This window comes from Paenibacillus sp. CAU 1782, assembly GCF_054551715.1.
In genome coordinates, this window is record NZ_JBTOLL010000007.1 from 21158 (window position 1) to 43439 (window position 22282).

Sequence of the window (22282 nt, forward strand, 5' to 3'; positions counted from 1 at the left end):
TCATATTCGACGTCGATTATGCCGCTAGGCATGTTTCGTAATGGAAGTCGGACTTTTTGAACTGCCATACTAACGCTTCAGGAAGCCCATCTCTCCCATGCACTCGGAGCACACGGAACGTTCCTTGAATTCCTGCACCTCGTTCATAGAGCCGCAGAATACACATTTGGGACGGTACCTTTCAAGAATGATGTGATCACCCTGAACGAATATTTCAACGGGGTCGCCCTCGTTCATCAAATATCGTTTGCGCAAAGATTTGGGAAGCACAATACGTCCAAGCTGGTCTACTTTTCTTACAACACCTGCCGGTTTCATCACATTCACCTCTTTTATGTCTGGATTTGTCAGCAATTGAGAAACCTTGCTTATGAGATAATATACTTTCGACAAGAAATGGACAATTCCTTCCTGTCGAATTAAATTGTAATTTTCACGCAATTACTTTAACCCGGCAAAGGAAACTTGACGGAAAGCCTCATATAGAACAATAGCTGCGGAATTGGACAAGTTAAGCGAACGAACCGCATCAGTCATAGGCATTCGGATACACGTCTGCAGGTTTGCATCGATCAGCTCCTGAGGCAGTCCTTTCGTTTCTTTGCCAAATACAAAAAAATCGCCGTCCTGATACGAAAACTCGGAATACACCTTGCTGGCCCGGGTGCTGGCAAAGAAAAAGCGGCTTTCCGGAAACTGCTCCCGCACCTCGTCGAAGGAGTCATGATAATGGACGTTTACAGCATGCCAATAATCCAGTCCGGCGCGCTTCAGCGTCCGGTCGTCGGTTTGAAAGCCCAGCGGCCTGACCAAATGCAGATGAGTGCCCGTCGCGGCACAGGTTCTTGCGATATTGCCCGTGTTGGCCGGAATTTCCGGCTCCACCAGCACAATGTGAAATGACACGATTTTACACGCCCTTTACGTTCAGTTAATCCAGCGCAAAATATATTTCTTCATAATAAGAAAGTAATGAAGGCGCGAAGGAGAGCAGCTGATGAAAAAAAAGGTACTGGTTGTAGATGACGAACCATCTATCGCCATGTTGATTGAGTTTAACTTAAAGCTTGCCGGTTATGACGTCAGATGCGTAGGCGACGGAGAAGCAGTGTTTGACCAGCTAAAGCCGTTTCGCCCCGACCTGATTGTACTTGATTTGATGCTGCCGAAAATGAACGGCATTCAGGTCTGCCGCACGCTGCGGGATCAGAAAAACGAAGTGCCGATCATCATGCTTACAGCGCTGCAGGACATCAGCGACAAAATTGCGGGACTCGACAACGGAGCGGACGACTACATGACCAAGCCGTTTAGCCCTCAGGAGCTGATCTCCCGGATCGGCGCATTGTTCCGCCGTTTGCAGACCATGCCCGGCACTCAAGAGGACAATGTGTACGATATTGGCGGCATGCAGGTGCTGGAGCAGCAGCGCGAAGTGCTGGTTGAAGGCAATTCCGTGGATTTGACGCCGAAGGAATTTGAACTGCTTCTCTTCCTCTGCAAACACAAAGGAAAAGTGCTCAGCCGGCAGCAACTGCTGCATGGCGTATGGGACTATCACTTTCTCGGCGACACCCGGATCGTGGATGTGCATATCAGCCATCTGCGCGACAAAATCGAGCAAAATGCCCGCACGCCGGAATATATCATGACGGTCCGCAACGTTGGCTACAAGCTTAACGTGCCAGGCCGCAACGAATCTCTGGAGGCCTCCCGCGCATAAAAAAGCGGCCCCTCAATGAATACCGCCCCTTCCCGCTCTATAACAGAGAGGAGGGGCGGTTTTTTTTCATCGTTTTTCCAAACGATGACCATTTAACGGATTAGCTTGCCTTGTCTAGCCGCATTAGCCGTTTTTCTGCTGGAATTCCTTCATGAATTGCGCAAGCGCCTGACAGCTCTCCAATGTTACGGCATTGTAGGTGGAAGCACGCAAGCCGCCAACATCGCGATGGCCCTTCAATCCAACAAAACCTTCCGCTTCGGATTGTTTCACAAACAGCTTCTCCAGCTCTTCGTTCGCCATCCGGAACGTTACGTTCATAATGGAGCGGCTGTCGGTATGGGCACAGCCCTTGTAGAAACCGCCGCTGCCGTCGATTGTGTCATAGATCAGGCCTGTCTTGTCGCGGTTCAGTTGATCCAGTTGGGCGACTCCGCCTTTACCTTTAATCCATTTCAGCACAAGTCCCATCATAAACACGGAGAAGGACGGTGGCGTGTTGTAAAGCGACTTGGCTTTGGCGTGGGTATCGTAACGGAGCATAGCCGGAATGCTCTTAGGGCTGTTTGCAGCCAAATCATCACGGATGATAACAACCGTTACGCCGGAAGGACCCAGATTTTTTTGAGCGCCGGCATAGATCAAGCCGAATTTGCTGATGTCAACCGGACGGGACAAAATATCGCTGGACATATCCGAAACCAGCGGCACGCTGCCCGCATCCGGGAATTCATGGAACTGGGTTCCGCCGATCGTTTCATTGGATGTAACATGAAGATAAGCCGCATTGTCCGGAACAACAATTTCATCAAGGCGCGGCACACGCATAAAGCTGTCGGATGCCGTCGAAGCGGCAACGGCCGTTTCACCAATCAGTTTTGCCTCTTTGATCGCTTTGTCGGCCCATGCACCAGTCTGGACATAAGCGCCGACCTTGCCGGGAGTCAACAGATTCATCGGCAGCATCGCAAATTGCGTGCTGGCGCCGCCTTGAAGCAGCAGCACTTGGTAATTGTCCGGAATCTGGAACAACTCGCGCATCAGGTCTTGCGTCTCGTTATTAACCTGCTCATAAAAAGTGCTTCTATGCGACATTTCCATAATGGACATGCCTGCTCCCTGGTAATCAACAAACTGCTCCTGGGCTTGCTGCAGCACTTCGAGCGGAATAGCTGCGGGTCCTGCATTGAAATTATAAGCTCTGGTCATCGTCCTTCTCTCCCGTCCTTCTATAAAGTGCATGACACCACTGCGTACATGATATCGCTATGATAGCAAGTTTAAGGAGTCGTATCAAGTCAATTTGTCACAAAGAACAGCGAAAGTCGAACAAAATTATATTATAGTTAATAGAATATTCGGATATACATTACTTATGGCAACAGGGCACTAAACCTGACATGGTCGGTACAAATGGAATAAGCGGGCCTTTGCAGGCCCGCTTTGTTTCCATTCAACTGCTTATTAGCAACCGAAGTAGAGGCTGTATTCATGCGGATGAACACGAATGTTAACCGCTTTTGCTTCTTGGCGTTTGAAAGCCACATAGTTATCGATGAAGTCCTGGGAGAATACTCCGCCTTCAGTAAGGAATGCGGAATCCGCTTCAAGAGCGTCAAGCGCTTCGTCCAGAGTGCCTGGAACGCTGCGGATTTCTTTTTTCTCTTCTTCAGGAAGCTCGTAGATGTTTTTGTCGAAAGGACCATAACCCAGAGCAACTGGATCAAGACCTTTCTTGATGCCGTCCAGACCTGCAAGCAGCATAGCTGCAAATGCCAGGTAAGGGTTAGCAGTGGAGTCCGGAGTACGGAACTCGATACGACAGCCTTTAGGCGTCACAGCTGCGATCGGAATACGAACTGCAGCGGAACGGTTGCCTTTGGAGAATACCAGGTTAACTGGTGCTTCGTAGCCAGGAACCAGACGTTTGAAGGAGTTTGTGCTCGGGTTAGTCAAAGCGATCAGAGCAGGCGCGTGGTGCAGGATGCCCGCGATGTAGTTCATAGCCAATGTGCTCAGGTTGGCGTAAGCTTCTTTGTCATAGAACAAAGGAGTATCGCCGTTGAAGATGGAAGAGTGAACGTGCATGCCGCTTCCGTTATCGCCAAACAGCGGTTTTGGCATGAATGTTGCCACTTTGCCCCACTGGCGAGCAACGTTGTGAATGATATATTTGTATTTCAGAAGGTTATCGGCTGTTTTTGTCAACGTGTCGAAGCGGAAGTTGATTTCGCCTTGACCTGCTGTCGCCACCTCATGGTGATGACGTTCAACGCGCAGGCCGGATTCTTGCATCAGACGAACCATTTCGCTGCGGATGTCTTGTTGGGAATCGATTGGAGCAACTGGCACATAACCGCCTTTTACAGGGATTTTGAAGCCCAGGTTGCCGCCTTCTTCCTTGCGAGCCGAATTCCATGCTGCTTCCTCGGAATCAACCGAGAAGAAGGAAGTGTTCATCGAGCTTTCGTAACGAACGTCGTCGAAAATGAAGAACTCGGATTCAGGAGCGAAAAATGCTGCTGTGCCTACGCCGCTAGCTTGCAGGAACTCTTCTGCTTTTTGTGCAATGCTGCGCGGATCGCGGTCATAACGCTGTCCGTCTGGAGTATAGATGTTGCACATGATGTTAATGGTTGGATGGCTAGTGAAAGGGTCTACGAATACCGACTCAGTGTCTGGCATCATAACCATATCGGACTCTTCAATGCCGCGGAAACCGGGAATCGAGGAACCGTCAAAAGCTACGCCGTTAACGAAAGTATCAGCGTCCACCTCTGTAGCAGGCAACGTGATGTGATGAGCGCCACCGGCGAGGCTCACAAAACGGAAATCTACGAACTGAATGTTGTTTTCCTTAATTAGTTCCAAAACCTTTTCAACTGACATCTAAATTTCCTCCATTTCCGAACATTAGCTTGATTTTCGCACTCGAACGTTCAATAATTGCTGAACCATGTCGTTATTATAAAACTCCGCAATGTAGCAGTCAATAGCTATGTCAGGTATTTTTTATTAGAATGTGAGGAATACTTACAAGTTTGACCAATGCCTAATAAAAATAGCCATTTCCCCTGTTTTACGCCCATAATTGGCTAAAATATCTGCGATTATAAAATTCCCTTCCATTTTCCAAAATTCCATGTAAACGTTTTCTGACATGGAATTTTTCGAAAACAACGCATTTAACCGCCAGCCTCGCCTTTTGGGCGAAACTGACGGTTTCATTACACGCTGGATGCCGTGTGATTACTTTTTCCACTCTTTAAAGTACTCTGCCGGTTCCTTCGGCGTATCAAATTGCTTGCCTACCAGCTCTCCAAGCTTCTCCAGATCCTTCAGCAATGCGGCAAATTGGTCCGGGAACAGAGACTGTACGCCGTCGCCCGTCATGGAATTGTCGGGATCTGTATGCATTTCGACAATCAGGCCATTGGCGCCTGCAGCAACGGAAGCCTTTGACATTGGCTCTACCAGCTCGCGGCGTCCCGTGCCATGGCTTGGATCGGAAATAACGGGCAGATGGCTCAGCGATTGCAGCACCGGGATAGCGGAAAGATCTAACGTATTGCGTGTGTAAGTCTCGAACGTTCGGATTCCGCGCTCACACAACATGACATTGGGATTGCCGCCGGCCAGAATGTATTCAGCTGCATTCAGGAACTCGTCATAGGTAGCGCTAAAGCCGCGTTTCAGCAAAACTGGAGTTTGAATCGTTCCCAGCTTGCGCAGCAAATCAAAGTTTTGCATGTTGCGAGTGCCGACTTGAAGAATATCGGCATGTTCTGCGCAAATATCAACGTATTCCGGTGTCATGACTTCAGTGATGGTTAACAGTCCGTGCTTTTTGCCGGCCTCTGCCATCATGACCAAACCTTCTACGCCTACGCCCTGGAAGCTGTATGGACCTGTTCTTGGCTTAAACGCTCCTCCACGCAGGATTTGGCCTCCGGCCGCTTTGACCAGTCTGGCGATTTCATCGATTTGCTCCGGCGTCTCTACGGCGCAAGGGCCGCCCATAATGGCAAGATGCTTGCCGCCGATTTTGACGCCTTTAATATCAATGATGGTATCGTCCGGATGAAAGTCGCGGCTGGCAAGTTTGTAGGACTTGGATATTTTAATAACATTTTCAACGTCTTTCATTTGACGCAAATGCTCTGCCAATGTAGGCGGGGCATTTCCGATAATGCCGATAACCGTTCTGTCGGTGCCTCTGGATACATGCGCCTGCACGCCTGTTTGTTCGATATGTTTGACGATTTCCTGTATTCTTTCGTCGCTGGTATTGTTTTTGGTAATGGCGATCATTCAAAACACTCCTTTATTATGCATGAGCCAGCACTTTGCGGCTTTTATGCGTCTATGCTTTTTAGCTTTTATGCTTTTATTCGCTAAAGTAAATATAACGCATTTTTGGTTCTCCGTCAACATCGGAGAACCAAAAAAATGCGTCGAAATGATGAATAAGATTAAGAGTGGTCTGCTGCCATTAATGATTAGTTAGAGGATGCCGCTTCCTTAGGGCTTTCTTCCTTTGATTTGGAATCCGGCGCTTTGGCCCGCACATTGGGAAGCAGCTTGTTAGGATTAATCGTCCTGACAATTTCCCAGGTGTCGGGATTCCGATAGTCATATTGCTCCAGATAGGCAATAACTTCCTTGGTAATCGGCGTAGGCGTAGACGCGCCTGAAGTGACCGCCACACGTTCCATGCCTTCCAGCCACTCCCGCTTAATTTCGGAAACATCCGCCACGCGATAGGCTTTAACGCCCGCGATTTCCTCCGAAACCTGCGCCAGCCGGTTAGAATTGTTGCTGCGCGGGTCGCCAACCACGATAACGAGCTGTGCTTCCCCGGCTTGCGTCGCCACCGCCTCCTGACGCACCTGGGTCGCCAGGCAAATTTCATTATGAACTTCCGCATGAGGGTATTTCTCCTGCAGTCTCTTCATAATATGGCGGATGTCCCACTGTGACATGGTGGTTTGGTTTGTAATAACAATCCGGTCGGCTTGAACGTCCAAACCGTCAATTTCCTCTTCCTTTTCGATCAGATGGACCAGTCCCGGAGCAACGCCTACGGCACCCTCCGGTTCAGGATGCCCTTTTTTGCCGATATAGATAATTTCAAAACCTTCGGCTGTTTTGGCGCGAATCAGATCATGAGTCCGCGTTACATCGGGGCAAGTAGCGTCCACAACGGTTAACCCTTTGGCCCGGGCAAGCTCGCGAACCTGGGGCGATACGCCGTGGGCGGTAAAAATAACGGTGCCCTCCGTAATTTGCTCCAATATATCCATTCGGTTGGCTCCGTCCAGCGTAATAACGCCTTCTCTCTCAAAAGCCTCCGTCACATGCGCGTTATGAACAATCATGCCCAAAATATAAATAGGTCTCGGCATTTCCAAATCTTTGACGGTTTGCAGCGCCAGCACCATGGCGTCAACCACTCCGTAGCAATAGCCGCGCGGTGATATTTTGACAATCTCCATTTCTTGCACCTGCTTTCCAACGGACCTGCACACACATTAATCCGGTTTGTTTTCGTCCGTTTCTTCCATTATAGTGTAATCCGCCTGAACGGAAAAGTCTAATGGCAGCCAGATGACAAATGCGGAACCAACATTTTCCTGGGTGGTCACCTCAACGGAGCCTCTGTGCTCATCCAGAATCCATTTGGCAATGGACAGGCCCAGGCCCGTGCCTACCGTAACGCCGCGTGATTCATCCGCCCTGTAGAAGCGGTCGAAAATATGAGGAATCTCCTCCGGGTTCATGCCGATGCCGGTATCCTCGATTTTCCAACCGATATGTCTTTCCCTGGAGACGGTGCTCATCTCGACATGGCCACTTGGCGTGTATTTAAATGCATTTTCAATAAATATGAACAACAGCTGCTGCAAATAATCGTGATTGCCATATACGCGAGCTTCCTCCAGCGCCGACAAATCCGATACCCTCCATTCCGCGTTTCGCGGCAGCAGATTCGCACGGCGCACCACTTCCTCCGTCAACGGAAGAAGGCTGATCTGTTCTTTTTCCATCACATAACCCGCGTCCGCGCGCGCCAGCGCCAACAAATCGCCAACTAGCGTGCTCATCCGTTTGGCTTCCGCTGAAATATCGCTCATCGCTTCGTTTGACATCATCCAATGATCGTTGCTGAGCTGCAAGCCGTCTCCGGCTTTGCCCTCATCCCTGGCTTTGCTCCACATTTTCTCCAGGAGATCAATATTGCCCCGAATAGTCGTCAGCGGCGTACGAAGCTCATGGGACGCATCCGAGACAAAACGGCGCTGCATCTTGTAAGCGTCATCCAGTTCATTATAGGCTGTCTCTAGCCGAGACAACATTCCGTTAAGCGTATTGACAAGCAAACCAACTTCGTCCTTGGGCGAACCTACAAACGGAATGCGGACGCTGAGATCAACGCCTCTTTCGATTTGCCTGGTGGAAGCAATTACCCGTTCAATAGGTCTTAGCGCTTGGCGGGCAATCAACATGCCCACGGTAAAAGCGATCAGAACCAGAAGAATGGAGTAAAAAACAAAGGAATTTCGTAGCCCCGCCAAAAAACGGTCTTCATTATAAGTAAGAACGCCGATCTGAAGCAGACCTACCATTTCGTTATTAGGCAAAATGACCGGATTTTGATACGTAATCATTTTATATTTGGAGGAACCTATCGTAATGTTTTGCTCCACAAATCCCCGCTCCGGATTGGAAGCCAGCTCAGGATAAGGGATCAGGATGGACTGCTGGCGCAAATTGGAGGATTGCTTAATAATGCCTTCATGGTAATTAATAAGCTGGATATAGGTATCCTTTTCGGCGATTTGCGTCCGGCGATCCAATTCAAGGTCCAGGTTCGTAAAAATCGTTGCCGTTACCCGAATCTCGTCTGCCTGCTTTTTTATTTGCGTGCGCAATTCATTGTACGTATTCCAATTGACGAACCAATACAGACTAACGCCGAAAACAAGCAGAGTGATGGCCAAAAGGCCGGAATACCATAGAGTAAGGCGCAGCCTTATGGACATGTTTAACCCGCCTCTCCTCTAAGCACATAGCCGGTTCCCCGCACCGTCTGGATAAGCCGCTTCGCCCCGCCTTCCTCCACCTTTTGGCGAAGCATGGCAATATAAACCTCAAGCACGTTGGACTCTCCGCTAAAATCATAGCCCCATATTTTCTCCATGATGGCGTCTCTCGTCAGTACTCTGCGGGGATTCTGCATAAACAGCAGCAGCAAATCGTATTCCTTGGAGGTTAATTCGATTCTGCGTCCCGCTCTTATCGCTTCACGGGCGTCCATATCCAGAACAAGATCATCAAAAAGAAGCTGGCTGCCGGCGTCCTCCAGCTTGTCGCTCTTCCGGCGGAGCAGCGCGCGGGCGCGAGCAAGGAGCTCCTCCAATGCAAATGGCTTGACCAGATAGTCATCGGCGCCGAGATCCAAACCTTTGACCCGGTCAATGACATCGTCTTTGGCCGTCAGCATCAGAATCGGAACGGCGCTTCCGCCTTCCCTGACTCTGCGGCATACTTCCCAACCGTCGATTTGCGGCATCATCACATCCAGAATAAGCAAATCCGGGTCAGCCGTAAGCAGCACTTTCAGGCCTTCTGCCCCATTGGATGCCGTCGTCACCTCGTAACCTTCAAAGGCCAGGCTTCTGCGCAGCATGGATATAATCCGTTCATCATCGTCTACGACCACAATATGAGCTCTCATTCCCCGCTCCCCCTATATCGGAAGAAAAAGCGCAGAGCCTTCTCTGCGCTTTTCCATTTTTCAACACACGACTATAAATTGAACAAAAGAAATATAGCAACGGCCAGAGTGTGAGAGGTTCTGTAGAAGCGAAGCGTTCGCCTTTGTTCCCTGATTTCACCATTAGACAAATCCATTCAGGGAAATCCGGGAACAACAGCGATCGGAAGAACTTCTCACATGACGGCTCGCATTGCTGCATTACATTTGTTTAACTTACATAATTACCGATTATTGTACCCCAAAAACGTTCTTGTCGCCAATTTCGATCTCCAGGTTAATGGCTTCGCCTTTGCGAATGACATTGAACTGGACTTTGTCGCCGACTTTTTTGGACTGGATTTCCGCAATCAACGCGTCTCTTGACGTAAACTTTTTGCCGTCGACGCCGGTAATGACGTCATATTGCTTCAGATCGCCCAGGTAAGCAGGAGAATTGTAGTAGACACCTGTTACCAGAGAACCTTCCGCTTTGTCGAGACCCAACTGCTGTGCATATTCCTCTGTCATATCCATCAGGTTGGCGCCGATAAACGGTGCGGGCTCCTTCGGAATTTCGGTGTTGTTCTTCAGGCTCTCCAACACCTCGTTAATGGTGCTTGTCGGAATAGCAAAGCCGATGCCTTGCGCCTGCGAGCTGACGGCAGTATTGATGCCAACTACTTCGCCTTTTACATTCAGCAGAGGTCCGCCGGAGTTGCCTGGATTGATAGAGGCATCCGTCTGCAGCAAATGCTTGTAGTTCCGTTCACCGTTCGCATCCGAAATGCTGATTGGACGTTCTTTGGCGCTAAGCACGCCAACTGTAATGGTATGGTCAAAGCCGTACGGATTGCCGATTGCAACAACCCAATCGCCGATATTAATATCTTCGGAGCTTCCCAGCGGCAATGTAGGGAACGCGGTATCTCCTTCAACTTTGATAACGGCCAAGTCGAGATCATAGCTATTGCCAAGCAGCTTGGCGGTTAGCGGCTTGTCGTACCCTTGAACCGTTACTCTGATTTCATCGGCATCGCCAACGACGTGCTGATTCGTCAGAATGTAACCGGTAGAATCGAAGAAAAAGCCGGTGCCAACACCTGTTTGTTGCAGCTGTCCTTCATTGCCCGTGCTTGGCGTCCTTGTCGAAGGAGCATCATTGCCGAAGAACTGGCGGAAAAACGGATCGTCGAACAAGCTGCTGCCGCCGCTGCTGCTGCTGGTTTGTGTTTTGGCATACGTTTCGATTTTGACAACAGCCGGACTAGCTGTATCAAACAGCTGCGCGATATTGTCCGGTCGTGCCGCAACGGCTGCCGAAGCGTTTCCTGTCTGCTGAGATACAGTTGATCCCTGAGTGCTCTGACCCGATCCTCCTCCCGTCTCGACGACTCTGCCGGAGGTAAACCAGTTTTGCACATCCGCCGTATACATTAACGCGCCAACAACGAGCACGCCGGCCATAAAAGAAAGAAACACTGATTTAAAGGAGCTGCCGCGCTTTTTCTCCTTCGTTTCCCCCCAGCCCTTGCCCGAAGGCGTAAACGTGCGGGTCGGTTGAATTTGAGACGGCTGTTGCGGATAGCCGGATGGCGGCTGATTGTAACCGCCCGAAGATTGGTTGTAATACGCAGGCTGCTGAACGGGTACCTGCTGAGGCTGCTGCTCGCCGCCCGAAATGGGGCCATAGGAGTAATAATGGGCTTCTTTTGGCTGTTCATTGCGGAAGCCCTCATTGGTAGCCTCATCCGGCTTTCTGCCGTTATCATAGCTGTAACCGTTTGAATAGCCTTTGTTTTCCCCATAGGATTGTTCGTCCGAGCCTGATGTATTATTGTCGGAGCGGTTGGAACCGTCGGACGAAAAGAAATCGTCGTATCCCTTTTTGTTGTTTTGATCGTCCATCTTGCGCTCTCCTCCATTCATGATCTATCATTTGAAGCTTGTTTTTTTGTTAGTTCTATCATGCACACTACACCTTAAAACAAACTTAAAAAATCATGAATTTTAGATAATTTTCAATAAGTGGCATAAGGAAATCGATAAAGGTGCCTTAGTTGAAAAGTTGGTTTATGGCCTCATTTAAACAGAAATAACCGCCATCCCGGAGAATGGCGGTTTGTAATCTATGTTTAACGCGCCCCTTATCGGGCCAATACAGCTTCTAGCTGCCGCACAAGCTCTTCGCCCCGCAAGGCCCATCGGTCTTCAACATCGGCATCGGGATCGACAGGCGACTGAAACTGATCAAACAACGCGCCGGCTACCCGAATCGAAGCTTCGGGATCATTGCCTTCATTATACAAATGCTTAAGCACAAAAGGCTGGCCCAGCGTAATGATTGCGTTATTTTCAGAATATTCGCTGTCGACATTGCCGTCCGTCACTTGAAAAGGAACCCGCAGCCAAACTTTGTTGGCAGAGTCCATCGGCTTGTCAAAAAAGCCGTGGTCATAGTCCCAATTGCCGCCTAGCGTATAGCCAAGTCCTTGCAATTCACCTTGCAGCTCCGTAAACTTTCCCGTGCTGCCTTCTACTGTGGATGATATCGGTCTAACGGGAACCACCTCCAGCGCTTTCTTTGCTGTAACGTAGTATACCCCGCCGATTGGCGGGGTTATGCAGAGCTTGAGGAAAAAAAGCAGTTTGCAAAACGCCGTCAAAGCTGCGTTTTGCATATGCATTTGCGTTTGCGTTTTGAATTTGCATTGCATTTGCATTTGCGTTATGCCAGGTTAGGTTTGATGCCGGGACAATCAAATGGCTTTATCAAGCCCGATTGGCCCATCCCTTGCGATGAGCCAACACTGCAAGCTGAGTCCGATCCTCCAGTTCGCATTTCATCAACAGATTGCTGACATGCGTTTTGACCGTTTTGATGCTGATATGCAGCTCTTCGGCAATTTCCTTATTGGATAACCCGTCGGCAATAAGGAGAAGCACCTCCTTCTCGCGGTCGGTCAAATCCTCGTCCCCGGATTGCGCAGTACGCTGTCTCAGTCCGCGGGTCAAGGCTTGAGAAACATCGGCGGTCATGACAGGCATTCCTTTAAAAGCTCCATTGATCGCATAGATCAATTCTTCGGCGGAGACGGTTTTGAGCACGTAACTGACTGCTCCCGCCTCAATCGCTCCATAAACCTTGTCGTCCTCCAGGAAGCTGGTCAACATAACGATTCGGATACCGGGGTATCTGCTCGTAACGGCTTTAGTGGCTTCAATGCCATCCATAACCGGCATCATCAAATCCATCAAAATAATATCCGGGCGATTCTGCTCCGTACATGATGCCAGGTAGTCAAGCGCTTCGGCGCCATTGCCGGCTTCAGCCATCACTTCCAGCTTAGGCTCCAGCATGAGATAAGTGCGCAGTCCGATTCGGACCATGTCGTGATCGTCAACAATCATGATTTTAATACTTTCGCTCATTGATTTTGCTCTCCCCGGTATATTTTTGGTATGGTTACTTTTATACGGGTTCCGCTCCCGACCTTGCTGATGATATCCGTTGTGCCGCCTAGCTTTTCGGCCCGCTCCTTCATCGTCGACAAACCATAGGAGCCTCGCTTGACGGTATCCGCCTTAAAGCCGGCGCCGTCATCCGACAACATCATGACAACCTGCCGCTCCGTATCCGCCAAAGTCAGCGTGCAGCCTTGCGCTTTGGCATGTTTGACGACATTCGCCATGGCTTCCTGCACGATTAGAAATAACTGGTGCTCCTTGGCTTCGCTCAGTTTTTCGCTCAGGCGCCACTCCAGCACTCCCTGCAAACCGTTTTGGCGGCAGTAGTCGGGAAACCATTTGTCGAGCGCCTCCTGAAGCGACCGTCCCTCCAGCTCCATCGGCCTGAGCTGCGCAATAAAGTTGCGCATCTGCTTTTGCGCCAGATTGGACATTTGAATCAGCTGCTCAAGCACCGAAGCCGCGCGCGAGGCATCCACCTCCTGCAGCTTGGGCAGTGATGACGCACACATATGTATGGCAAAAAGCTGCTGGCTGACCGTATCGTGAAGATCTCGCGCCAGTCGCTTCCGCTCCTCCAATACCGCCGCTTCATTAGAAGCCGATTCCGCAAGCACGCGTTCCTCGCCCATTTTTTGAAGCAGCTTCATTTTCTCTTCCATGCTTTGGGCCAATTCGTTAAACTCTCTGTATACTTGGACAAAGGAATGATGTCCCGTGTCGGTTATGCGAACCTGATAATTGCCGTTAATTCCTTGTTTTAGCGCCAAATACAAGGTATCCAGCCGCCGCCCGTAACGTTGTGCTCCCCAATAGCCAAAAGCCGCGCTAATTAGCACGACGATGGCAAGGGCGCATATGTTGCGTTCCATCGGAGGCAGGTGGGAATCAAGCGTATTCCATAATAAAAAGAGCAATGAAAGCGCAACGGCGGAAGCCAGGGCAAACATGCCAACCAGCTCCCACTTCCCGCTTCGTAAAAATCGAACCATCATGCCTTACATCACCCTACCTTGGTTACTCGCGTATCGCCGATAAACGAGCTGACGACAAGCTTTATTTTTTTGTCCGCCTCCGAATACCTCGGCGTCTGAATGCTGACATTCGCCATCATTCCGCCTTCCTTGCGTCCGAGCACCTTCACATCTCCGATAAACGTATTGGACACAACCAGAATGCCCAGCTCGCAGTCATCCGGCACATAAACCTTCACATCGCCAATGAACGAGGAAATATTGATTTTGGTTTCGCCATACGGAATTTGCGCTTTTGTCAGATCAAGCACGGTGTCGCCGATAAAATGGGAGATGTTAAGAGGCTTCAGCTCCCAATATTCATGTCCCATATGAATATCGCCGATAAAACCGGAGCGGCTTACCACATCGGGATTGCCGGGGTTCCACCATTCCACATGCTCATGCTTTGCCTGTTTTTCGTACTTTTCGTATTTCTCATATTTCTCGTACTTCTCCTGGCTATCCTCGTTTTCATGACCGTTCCACTTGCTCCACTTGTTGTCGTTTTCCGGGTTGCGTTTGGGGTTCTGGTAGCTGCCATATTCCACATGGGGCTGCTCATAGCTGTAATTGCCGCCTTCGCGCGGCTGCTCCTTGGACTCGCTATCGAGCTTGCCGGTCGGATCAGGATGAAGCGGCGGTGCCGGCGGCACGGGACGGTCATCATTATAGGGACGATACGATTTCCATTCATCCTCCTGCGGCGCTTCCCGTTTTTTGGGAGAGGACTTCAAAATCAGCTTAAGCCCGATAAAAATAATGATGACGGGAATGGCGAATCGAACAATCTCCCCTGGCGACAAATCCAAAAAGTCCAAATTTTTCGCCAAAAACACAAGGCCAATCAAAAGCGGTATTAGCCCGCTGGCTCCGGTACCTCCAAAGCCCCTGCCCCCAATGATCTTAAACAGACCGATATATATGAGAATAACGGGCCAGTACGTGCTGGCTAACTCTCCGGCGTCAAATTGTATATAGCCCAGCTGCCGCAGAAGAAACATCACGCCTATTCCAATAATCAAAATTCCGGTAAACATCCGGCCAACCAAACCTGGTTTCATCAACTTCAGCCCCTCATGCCTATGACATTATTCACTAACTACACTTAGTATAGCCATTGTCCCGCTTCCAAGGAAGGGACGGCCGATTGAACTTCATCTCGGTCTCTGGACGGATACGGTTACTTAAACTGGAAATAGACCCGGTATTAAACTAACCGGGTCCCGCGAAGTTCTGCTGCTTATTTTAAAAAGCTCCTTTAGATACGGAAATATCTCCGCCGATAACGCCAATCACATCCCCGTTTCCGTTTCTGACCGGGACGGATATCGTCATGCACAACTGCTTTGTAATCGCCGAAACATAAATGGGAGATTGAAACGTTTCCCCTGCCATCGCCCTTTTCCACCAGTCCCGTCCTTTGGCGTTGAGCAGACCCGCTTCCGGTATCGAGCAAATAAAGGAGCCGTCTTCCCGGTTGGACCAAATCGCTTCAAACTCGGTTTTTGACGCAAGCAGCTCTCTCAGTTTGGCTCCATGGCTGGCTTCATTCAGGGTAAGCAGCGCTTCGTCCCTCGCCGCTTCCTTCAACCATTCCTGCAGAGCTTGAACATTGGAGGTGACGGCTCCCGTAATTTTCCGTGCGCCAACCGCCTCTACCGTCTCGGCAAGCCCGGTGGAAGCACGGCCAAGATTAGCCGATATTCGGCCCAGTTTCGCAATTTGCTCCCGCTGCTGCTCTGTCCGCTTTAACGTTTCATCGACGCTGTGCAGGGTGTCGTTTACGGAATCCACCACGTCCTTCAGCATGGATGACGTTTGCGCCATATGCTTTGTCTGTCGGGAGCTGGCCTGGTTGCTCCGGGTAACCAACTCGTCGACCTCCGATATTCGGGCAAAAATAACGTCCATGCGCTCTTTGTTAAGAGACATTTCCTTAACGCCTTGATCCACGGAGGTTTTTTCCTTTTCCACGGCTTGTACGACATCTTTTACTCCGCTTTCGATCTGCTCCACCATGCCCGTTGAACGTTTCACGGCTTCAGCGCTTTGCTCAGCCAGCTTTTTGATTTGGCCCGCAACTACCGCAAATCCTCTGCCGTATTCCCCGGCATGGGCCGCTTCAATGGAAGCGTTGAGCGCCAGCAGCGAGGTCTGCGACACAATATCATGAATAAGACCGTTAATTTCATGGATATGGGACGTATGCTGAATCAGTTCGTTAATGTGACGCTCCATGGACCGGTTTTGCTCTCTCAGCTCGTTCATCACTTCATCGGTATCTTCAAGGGAACGGCAAACATCCAGCACAACGTCTTTGGTTTCTTTGCTCTTGTCGTTCAGATGAGACGATGCGCCGCTGATTTGCTCCGCTGCTGAAGCCACTTCCTGCAAGGCGGAAAACGCTTCTTGTATTCGGTGCATGGCCGTTTGGCTGGCGTTCCGCAAAATAGCCTCTTGCGCAATCGATCCTTCCGTTATGTCGGTCAAATGTCCAATGCTTTGATCGACCTCATCCACCGCCGCATTCAACTGATCGGAAATGACAACGGATTCATTCAGAAGCCTCGTCATTTGCTCCTGCTCCAAAGCCGAAGACTGCTGTTTTTCCGTCTTTCGTGAAAACCACCGTATTGTTTCTGACATAAAGTGATGCCGCTCCCCTCTTGTTCCTTTATTCACTCTATAAAACGACTGCATTATGTAAAATTTTCCTACATTATATCCCATGTTTCTACAAATGAAAAGAGGAACCAACTGGTTCCTCCTTGTTATGTTGTTTCTAATGTTAAATTAGCTAACTTTATTTTTGGTTTTGATTGTTGCGGTTATTCTGACGCTGCAACGAAGATTGTCGATTTGCAGAGTTTGGATTGTTTTGAACCAATTCCTCGGCAAATTCAGCATTAAGCTGCTTGTTTTGCGGAGCTTTATTGTTTTTGTTCTTAGCCATAATGATCACCTCCCAGCCTATGTGATAGTATGCCGTCGATTGTCCAACTTATGCGGCGGCTTACTACGATTCCAGATAGGACTGGGGAATGGGCTGGCCGGCTTGCACTGCGCCGTTAATGTCGTTCAGCCACGCTTGGGACAGCTTGCCGTTTCCTTTGCGCAGCACCTGTACGCTTACCTTGCGTTTGCCCCATTGCTGATACACTTCCCTGATCGTTTCAAAATAAAGATCGATCCGTTTACCCTTGATCGCCGAGCCGGTATCGGCCACTACCCCGTAGCCATACCCGGGGATATAAAGCAGCGTCCCGATCGGAAACAGCCGGGGATCGGCTGCAATGGTGGATACACGGTCGCGTCTCACCTTAACGCCTGAATAGGTAATGCCGTAACCGGGATGGCCAGGGGATTTCCCCGTTGATTCCACTCCCGCCGTATAACCGGTTGCAACGACCTCCACTGACTCCGGCTCCGCCGCGGGGCTTTTGGCGGCTGCCGGGGCCGCCGCAGCTGCATCGGGCTTTGCGGAGACATCGGGGCCGGCTTCGACTGCCAAAGGCTGCGAACCTGCGGCAGCAATCGGAAAACATGGCGACGTCAGCAATGCCGCCGCCGCGCAAGCGCCTGCCAGCCTGGACAGACATACAAAAAAGCTTGTAACCATCTGGGCTAACTCCTCCTTGAGAGAAATCATGCCCAGATGGCACAAGCTTTATGCGAAGAAAATTATGCTTTGGAGTCGATTTCGCCTTTAAGCAGCGACGCCAGCTCCGCTACCGGCATGGAGCCGATATCGCCTTCTCCGCGTTTGCGGACCGATACGGAACCTGCTTGTTGTTCGTTTTCCCCTACGACGAGCATGTAAGGGATTTTCTCCAGCTGGGCTTCGCGAATTTTGTAGCCAAGCTTTTCGTTGCGCAAGTCGCTTTCCACCCGGATGCCGCCGAACTGCAGCTTCTCTTCCACTTCGCGGGCATAGGCCTCGTAAGCGGTCGAAACGGGGATGACCTTGGCTTGCACCGGCGACAGCCAAAGCGGAAGCGCGCCAGCGAAGTTTTCCAGCAGGTATGCAGTCATGCGCTCCATTGTGCTGATGATGCCCCGGTGAATAACGACCGGACGATGCTTTTTGCCGTCTTCGCCGACATATTCCAGCTCGAAACGTTCAGGCAGAAGAAAATCAAGCTGGGAAGTTCCAAGCGTCTCTTCTTTGCCCAATGCGGTTTTGATCTGAACGTCAAGCTTTGGACCGTAGAAGGCCGCCTCGCCCTCCGCTTCAAAAAACGGAAGATCCAGCTCTTCAACGACCTCGCGCAGCATACGCTGGGACATTTCCCACATTTCATCATTCTGGAAGTACTTCTCTTTATCGTTAGGGTCCCGGTAAGAGAGACGGAAGCGGTATTCTTTGATACCGAAGTCCTCGTAAACCTGGCGGATCAAATTAACGACGCGTGCAAATTCTTCTTTGATTTGGTCCGGACGGCAGAAGATGTGCGCATCATTCAAAGTCATCGCTCTTACGCGATGAAGCCCGGTGAGCGCTCCCGACATTTCGTAACGGTGCATGGTGCCAAGCTCGGCAATACGAACCGGCAGATCGCGGTAGCTGCGCATGTCGCTTTTGTATACCATCATATGATGCGGACAGTTCATCGGACGAAGCACCAATTCTTCATTGTCCATCGCCATCAGCGGGAACATATCCTCGCTGTAGTGCTCCCAGTGTCCCGAAATTTTATATAAGTCAACATTCGCGAGAACCGGAGTATACACGTGCTGGTAGCCAAGACGCTCTTCCAGATCGACGATGTAACGTTCCATCGTTCTGCGAACCTTGGCTCCATGAGGCAGCCAAAGAGGCAAACCTTGACCGACTTCGCGGGAGAATGTAAACATCTTGAGTTCGCGTCCAAGCTTGCGATGATCCCGCTTCTTGGCTTCTTCCAATAAATGCAGATGCTCGTCGAGCTGGGCTTTCTTGAAGAAAGCCGTTCCGTAAATCCGCTGCAGCATTTTGTTTTTGGAATCGCCGCGCCAGTAGGCGCCTGCTACGCTCAGCAGCTTAAAAGCTTTGATTTTTCCAGTCGACGGCAAATGCGGCCCGCGGCAAAGATCAAAAAACTCGCCTTGGTCGTAAAGCGTAATGACGGAATCCTCCGGCAAATCGCGAATCAGCTCCAGCTTGAGATGGTCGTTGATTTCGGTGAAGATCGCTACCGCTTCGTCGCGGCTCACTTCGCGGCGGCGGATTTCCAGATTTTCGCCGGCGATTTTGTTCATTTCTTTTTCGATGGCGGCCAGATCATCCGGAGTTAGCGAATGCTCCATGTCGATGTCATAGTAGAAGCCGTCCTCGATAACGGGACCGATTCCCAGCTTTACATCCTTGTAAATTCTCTTCAGCGCCTGCGCCAGCAGATGCGCAGTGCTGTGACGGTACACCTCAAGCCCGTCCGGGCTGCTGTCCGTTACGATTTCGATAGCCGCATCGTTTTGGATCGGTGCATAGACGTCAACCACCTTGCCGTCGATTTTGCCCGCCAGCGCGTTTTTGCGAAGGCCCGGGCTGATCGAGCCGGCCACTTCCTCAATTGTTGTTCCCGCCGGATATTCTCTTACCGCTCCATCCGGCAGCGTGATGTTGATGCTCATGTTGCCACATCCTCCTTGACCATGTATTCAAGCAGTCATGACGGGACGCAGCGCACAAAAAAAAGCGCGCGTCCCGCAAAGGGACGAGCGCTTGTTGTCTCGTGGTTCCACCCTACTTCGACTGACCGGTTAGGTTTTGCCGCATGCGGCAATGTCTTAACCATGCAGTCCTTGTAAACTCTTATAACGGAGAGATCCGGTGCGGCTTACAGCGAAGGAGCTTGCTGGCGTCATTCCTTGCCGCATGATGGCTTGAAAAACCGCCATATGCCCAAGGGCTCGCCCTCCCGGTTCAACCGCACAGCTACAAAAGGGGTACATTCATCACCGTCATGCAAGGAACTTTCAGCCTGGTTTCCTCTCTCTGATGCAAGCGTCTTGACGAATACATGTCTTTTGTCATTGCTGTTGCTTGGATATGTCGATAATTATAGAACGGCAGCTTCCATTCGTCAAGAGAATCATATTCCCCACGGAGGCGGCATTCCTATCATCATTAACAATCATTAACCCTTAGCCGGCAAAATATTCTTATCAAACTCGACCTCAAACAGATATTCATCCAAATCAACCTTCAAGGCGGAGTTGAACAAATTGGAAGCAATCATTTTGCAGCCAACCGCCGTAATGAGAACGATTTCTTCCGAGCTGAACAGCTCTTTCAGCTTGTCGTAAACCGACTGGTCAATGGCATTGGGGTTGTTGACCAATCCCCGGCCATAGTCGATCAGCACCTTTTCGATTTCCGTAAACTCAAACTCGTCAAAGCTGATGTTCAAGTCCCTAAGCAGCTTCGCGTGGTAAGTGGAACAAACCAAACATTCGTTTTCCGTCGAAATGGCATAACAATAAAAATAAATCGCCCGGCTGCCGATAATGGTCTGCAATTCATTGCGCACCGGATAAAATTCCATCGCGTGAAACGACGGCATGGAATACAGCAGCGTCTTGACCATGTTTGTGACGCGGGCGCCGGTTTTGGCGCGTTCATCCACAAACGCTTTTGCTTCCGTTGACATTTCTTCATAGGATAAAGCGGGAACAATACTGCTCATCTTGTCATTACTCCTCTATGTTGTATTTTTAGTCCAGTTCAAAATTCGGAATGTCGATTACAGGGATAGACCCGATAAGCGCTTGCGTATAGGGATGCTGTGGAGAATGAAAAATCTCCTTAGTCTCTCCCGACTCGACAACTTCGCCGTTTTTCATCACGATAACCCGATGCGAAACGCTGTAAATGACCTCCAGGCCATGCGCGATAAACAAATAAGACAACCCTTTACGCTGCTGCAGGCTTTTCAGCAAATCCAAGATTTGAGCCTGAATCGTCATATCCAACGCCGATGTTGGTTCATCGCAAACGATGATTGACGGTTCCGCCGCAAGCGCCCGCGCGATACCTACCCTTTGGCATTGCCCGCCGGACAGCTCCTTCGGGTAGCGGTGCTTGAAGGCCGATGGCAAGCCAACGTCCTCCAGCAATCCATCAATCACCTTGTCAAGCTGCTGCCCTTTGTAATCAAAATACAGCTTTAAGGGCTCCGCCAGGCTTGATCTGATGGTAAGCCGGGGATTCAGCGAGGAAACCGGGTCTTGAAAAATATATTGAATCCGCTGTTTGTCCTCTCGGCTGCGAGCGGCATTGCCAAGCTGTTTGCCCGCAAGCGTTACCGTCCCCGAGGTACTTGCCAGCATACCCGCTACCATCTTCGCAACCGTTGTTTTGCCGCTGCCGGATTCGCCAACGATACCCAGCGTTTCCCCCTCGCGAAGAGTAAAGGACACATCTTTAACGGCCGCAAAATCAGGTCCGGATTTAGTGCGGTACCGCTTATTTAGATTGTTAATTTCCAACAGGTTTTGGTTCATCTTCTCCCCCTCTTACGTAAATGCGCGGCATGCTGTTCAGCAGCTGCTTTGTGTAAGAATGCTGCGGTTGAAGGAAAATGTCCTGCTTTAGCCCTTCTTCAACAATTTGTCCCTGACGCATTACCAATATTCGGTCCGCGACCATATGAACGACGCCAAGATCATGCGTAATAAAAAGCACCGTCATCGCATATTGCTCTTTTAGCTTAAGGATCAATTTAATGATCTGCGCCTGAACGGTCACATCAAGCGCCGTTGTTGGCTCGTCGGCAAGCAGCAGCTGGGGACGGGAGGACAATGCCATTGCAATCATGACGCGTTGCCTCATCCCGCCCGACAACTGAAACGGATATTGCTTGACAACTTCATCCACATTGCGAATTTCAACTTGCCTAAGAAGCTCTTTTGCTTCCTCCGCCAACGCCTTCCTGCTTAGCTTTGACGGACTGTGCAGAGCAATCAGCTCTGTCATCTGCTTGCCAATCGTATAAACGGGATTCAGCGCGCTTAAGGCATCCTGGAATACCATCGCAATTCGCTTGCCGCGGATGCTCCTCATTTCCTTTTCGCCCAGCTTCAATAAATCTTTGCCGTCAAACCAAATGTGGCCGCCGGTGTATTGGGCGGTGTTCTTCGGCAGAAGTCCCATAATGGATTTGGCGGCTACGCTTTTGCCGCTTCCGGATTCGCCGACCAGACAGAGCACCTCTCCTTCCCGAATGTGGAAGTTCAGGCCGTCAAAAATAGTCGTATACTGATTTCGTTTCGCAAATCGCACTCCTAGCTGCTGTACCTGTACGAGTGCTTTTTCCGTCATTGCGATCTCTCCTTATGTTT

21 protein-coding genes are annotated in these 22282 nt (G+C 50.2%); 1 reads left to right on the forward strand and 20 read right to left on the reverse strand.

The annotated features are described in order from the left end of the window. Positions 1-69 precede the first annotated feature (69 nt). Together ACX93W_RS16020 and trmL are read right to left on the reverse strand one after the other, a co-directional pair. Positions 70-318, reverse strand: coding sequence for an AbrB/MazE/SpoVT family DNA-binding domain-containing protein (locus ACX93W_RS16020; protein ID WP_459393377.1), 249 nt, complete (start codon positions 316-318; stop codon positions 70-72). Between the two features lie 123 nt (positions 319-441). Next, positions 442-906, reverse strand: coding sequence for a tRNA (uridine(34)/cytosine(34)/5-carboxymethylaminomethyluridine(34)-2'-O)-methyltransferase TrmL (gene trmL, locus ACX93W_RS16025; RefSeq protein ID WP_459393378.1), 465 nt, complete (start codon positions 904-906; stop codon positions 442-444). Positions 907-997: 91 nt separating this feature from the next. Here trmL and ACX93W_RS16030 point away from each other — a divergent pair, with 91 nt between their 5' ends. Beyond that, complete coding sequence (locus ACX93W_RS16030; protein WP_459393379.1) at positions 998-1723, forward strand: response regulator transcription factor; 726 nt, start codon at positions 998-1000, stop codon at positions 1721-1723. 123 nt (positions 1724-1846) lie between these two features. Here the strand turns inward: ACX93W_RS16030 and serC are convergent, their stop codons facing one another. The 18 genes from serC to ACX93W_RS16120 all read right to left on the reverse strand — a co-directional run bounded on the left by serC (position 1847) and on the right by ACX93W_RS16120 (position 22262). Next, a complete protein-coding gene (gene serC / locus ACX93W_RS16035) occupies positions 1847-2932 on the reverse strand; it encodes a 3-phosphoserine/phosphohydroxythreonine transaminase (RefSeq protein WP_459393380.1) in 1086 nt (361 codons plus the stop codon). 255 nt (positions 2933-3187) lie between these two features. Then, on the reverse strand, positions 3188-4612 hold the full coding sequence (glnA, locus tag ACX93W_RS16040) for a type I glutamate--ammonia ligase (RefSeq protein ID WP_459393381.1): 1425 nt from the start codon (positions 4610-4612) through the stop codon (positions 3188-3190). Positions 4613-4972: 360 nt separating this feature from the next. Then, positions 4973-6034 (reverse strand): 3-deoxy-7-phosphoheptulonate synthase, encoded by a 1062-nt coding sequence (gene aroF / locus ACX93W_RS16045; RefSeq protein WP_459393382.1) that lies wholly within the window; start codon positions 6032-6034, stop codon positions 4973-4975. Positions 6035-6222: 188 nt separating this feature from the next. Next, on the reverse strand, positions 6223-7218 hold the full coding sequence (locus tag ACX93W_RS16050) for a 4-hydroxy-3-methylbut-2-enyl diphosphate reductase (protein WP_459393383.1): 996 nt from the start codon (positions 7216-7218) through the stop codon (positions 6223-6225). 36 nt (positions 7219-7254) lie between these two features. Beyond that, positions 7255-8766 (reverse strand): sensor histidine kinase, encoded by a 1512-nt coding sequence (locus ACX93W_RS16055; RefSeq protein ID WP_459393384.1) that lies wholly within the window; start codon positions 8764-8766, stop codon positions 7255-7257. A gap of 2 nt (positions 8767-8768) precedes the next feature. Next, positions 8769-9461 (reverse strand): response regulator transcription factor, encoded by a 693-nt coding sequence (locus ACX93W_RS16060; RefSeq protein WP_459393385.1) that lies wholly within the window; start codon positions 9459-9461, stop codon positions 8769-8771. 270 nt (positions 9462-9731) lie between these two features. Beyond that, complete coding sequence (locus ACX93W_RS16065) at positions 9732-11387, reverse strand: S1C family serine protease (protein WP_459393386.1); 1656 nt, start codon at positions 11385-11387, stop codon at positions 9732-9734. A gap of 239 nt (positions 11388-11626) precedes the next feature. Further along, on the reverse strand, positions 11627-12166 hold the full coding sequence (locus ACX93W_RS16070; RefSeq protein ID WP_459393387.1) for a YugN-like family protein: 540 nt from the start codon (positions 12164-12166) through the stop codon (positions 11627-11629). Positions 12167-12251: 85 nt separating this feature from the next. Then, the gene (locus ACX93W_RS16075) at positions 12252-12911 is read right to left on the reverse strand and encodes a response regulator (RefSeq protein WP_459393388.1); all 660 of its coding nucleotides are present in this window, start codon (positions 12909-12911) and stop codon (positions 12252-12254) included. Further along, positions 12908-13942, reverse strand: coding sequence for a sensor histidine kinase (locus ACX93W_RS16080; protein ID WP_459393389.1), 1035 nt, complete (start codon positions 13940-13942; stop codon positions 12908-12910). Before ACX93W_RS16080 ends, ACX93W_RS16075 begins: the two co-directional genes overlap by 4 nt. Before the next feature lie 8 nt (positions 13943-13950). Further along, positions 13951-15024: a cell wall-active antibiotics response protein LiaF gene (gene liaF / locus ACX93W_RS16085; protein WP_459393390.1), complete on the reverse strand. Its 1074-nt coding sequence runs from the start codon at positions 15022-15024 to the stop codon at positions 13951-13953. A gap of 184 nt (positions 15025-15208) precedes the next feature. After that, a complete protein-coding gene (locus ACX93W_RS16090; protein ID WP_459393391.1) occupies positions 15209-16609 on the reverse strand; it encodes a methyl-accepting chemotaxis protein in 1401 nt (466 codons plus the stop codon). A 157-nt stretch (positions 16610-16766) separates the two neighbouring features. After that, complete coding sequence (locus ACX93W_RS16095; RefSeq protein ID WP_459393392.1) at positions 16767-16916, reverse strand: hypothetical protein; 150 nt, start codon at positions 16914-16916, stop codon at positions 16767-16769. A gap of 63 nt (positions 16917-16979) precedes the next feature. After that, entirely contained in the window at positions 16980-17582 is a 603-nt protein-coding gene (locus tag ACX93W_RS16100) for a 3D domain-containing protein (RefSeq protein WP_459393393.1), read from the reverse strand. 62 nt (positions 17583-17644) lie between these two features. Then, positions 17645-19573, reverse strand: a complete 1929-nt coding sequence (gene thrS / locus ACX93W_RS16105; protein ID WP_459393394.1) for a threonine--tRNA ligase — start codon at positions 19571-19573, stop codon at positions 17645-17647. 506 nt (positions 19574-20079) lie between these two features. After that, entirely contained in the window at positions 20080-20628 is a 549-nt protein-coding gene (locus tag ACX93W_RS16110; protein WP_459393395.1) for a carboxymuconolactone decarboxylase family protein, read from the reverse strand. Between the two features lie 28 nt (positions 20629-20656). Then, a complete protein-coding gene (locus ACX93W_RS16115) occupies positions 20657-21445 on the reverse strand; it encodes an ABC transporter ATP-binding protein (RefSeq protein WP_459393396.1) in 789 nt (262 codons plus the stop codon). Beyond that, a complete protein-coding gene (locus ACX93W_RS16120) occupies positions 21420-22262 on the reverse strand; it encodes an ABC transporter ATP-binding protein (protein WP_459393397.1) in 843 nt (280 codons plus the stop codon). The genes ACX93W_RS16115 and ACX93W_RS16120 overlap by 26 nt, the downstream gene beginning before the upstream one ends. Between the last annotated feature and the right edge of the window lie 20 nt (positions 22263-22282).

What these genes read in the sequence shown, in the direction of transcription:
- ACX93W_RS16080 (WP_459393389.1), bottom strand. Translation starts at nt 13,942, where the DNA reads ATGATGGTTCGATTTTTACGAAGCGGGAAGTGGGAGCTGGTTGGCATG.
- serC (WP_459393380.1), bottom strand. Translation starts at nt 2,932, where the DNA reads ATGACCAGAGCTTATAATTTCAATGCAGGACCCGCAGCTATTCCGCTC.
- ACX93W_RS16060 (WP_459393385.1), bottom strand. Translation starts at nt 9,461, where the DNA reads ATGAGAGCTCATATTGTGGTCGTAGACGATGATGAACGGATTATATCC.
- ACX93W_RS16115 (WP_459393396.1), bottom strand. Translation starts at nt 21,445, where the DNA reads ATGAACCAAAACCTGTTGGAAATTAACAATCTAAATAAGCGGTACCGC.
- liaF (WP_459393390.1), bottom strand. Translation starts at nt 15,024, where the DNA reads ATGAAACCAGGTTTGGTTGGCCGGATGTTTACCGGAATTTTGATTATT.
- ACX93W_RS16030 (WP_459393379.1), top strand. Translation starts at nt 998, where the DNA reads ATGAAAAAAAAGGTACTGGTTGTAGATGACGAACCATCTATCGCCATG.
- ACX93W_RS16095 (WP_459393392.1), bottom strand. Translation starts at nt 16,916, where the DNA reads ATGGCTAAGAACAAAAACAATAAAGCTCCGCAAAACAAGCAGCTTAAT.
- ACX93W_RS16075 (WP_459393388.1), bottom strand. Translation starts at nt 12,911, where the DNA reads ATGAGCGAAAGTATTAAAATCATGATTGTTGACGATCACGACATGGTC.
- ACX93W_RS16050 (WP_459393383.1), bottom strand. Translation starts at nt 7,218, where the DNA reads ATGGAGATTGTCAAAATATCACCGCGCGGCTATTGCTACGGAGTGGTT.
- ACX93W_RS16055 (WP_459393384.1), bottom strand. Translation starts at nt 8,766, where the DNA reads ATGTCCATAAGGCTGCGCCTTACTCTATGGTATTCCGGCCTTTTGGCC.
- glnA (WP_459393381.1), bottom strand. Translation starts at nt 4,612, where the DNA reads ATGTCAGTTGAAAAGGTTTTGGAACTAATTAAGGAAAACAACATTCAG.
- ACX93W_RS16110 (WP_459393395.1), bottom strand. Translation starts at nt 20,628, where the DNA reads ATGAGCAGTATTGTTCCCGCTTTATCCTATGAAGAAATGTCAACGGAA.
- ACX93W_RS16070 (WP_459393387.1), bottom strand. Translation starts at nt 12,166, where the DNA reads ATGCATATGCAAAACGCAGCTTTGACGGCGTTTTGCAAACTGCTTTTT.
- ACX93W_RS16120 (WP_459393397.1), bottom strand. Translation starts at nt 22,262, where the DNA reads ATGACGGAAAAAGCACTCGTACAGGTACAGCAGCTAGGAGTGCGATTT.
- thrS (WP_459393394.1), bottom strand. Translation starts at nt 19,573, where the DNA reads ATGAGCATCAACATCACGCTGCCGGATGGAGCGGTAAGAGAATATCCG.
- ACX93W_RS16020 (WP_459393377.1), bottom strand. Translation starts at nt 318, where the DNA reads ATGAAACCGGCAGGTGTTGTAAGAAAAGTAGACCAGCTTGGACGTATT.
- ACX93W_RS16100 (WP_459393393.1), bottom strand. Translation starts at nt 17,582, where the DNA reads ATGGTTACAAGCTTTTTTGTATGTCTGTCCAGGCTGGCAGGCGCTTGC.
- ACX93W_RS16090 (WP_459393391.1), bottom strand. Translation starts at nt 16,609, where the DNA reads ATGTCAGAAACAATACGGTGGTTTTCACGAAAGACGGAAAAACAGCAG.
- ACX93W_RS16065 (WP_459393386.1), bottom strand. Translation starts at nt 11,387, where the DNA reads ATGGACGATCAAAACAACAAAAAGGGATACGACGATTTCTTTTCGTCC.
- aroF (WP_459393382.1), bottom strand. Translation starts at nt 6,034, where the DNA reads ATGATCGCCATTACCAAAAACAATACCAGCGACGAAAGAATACAGGAA.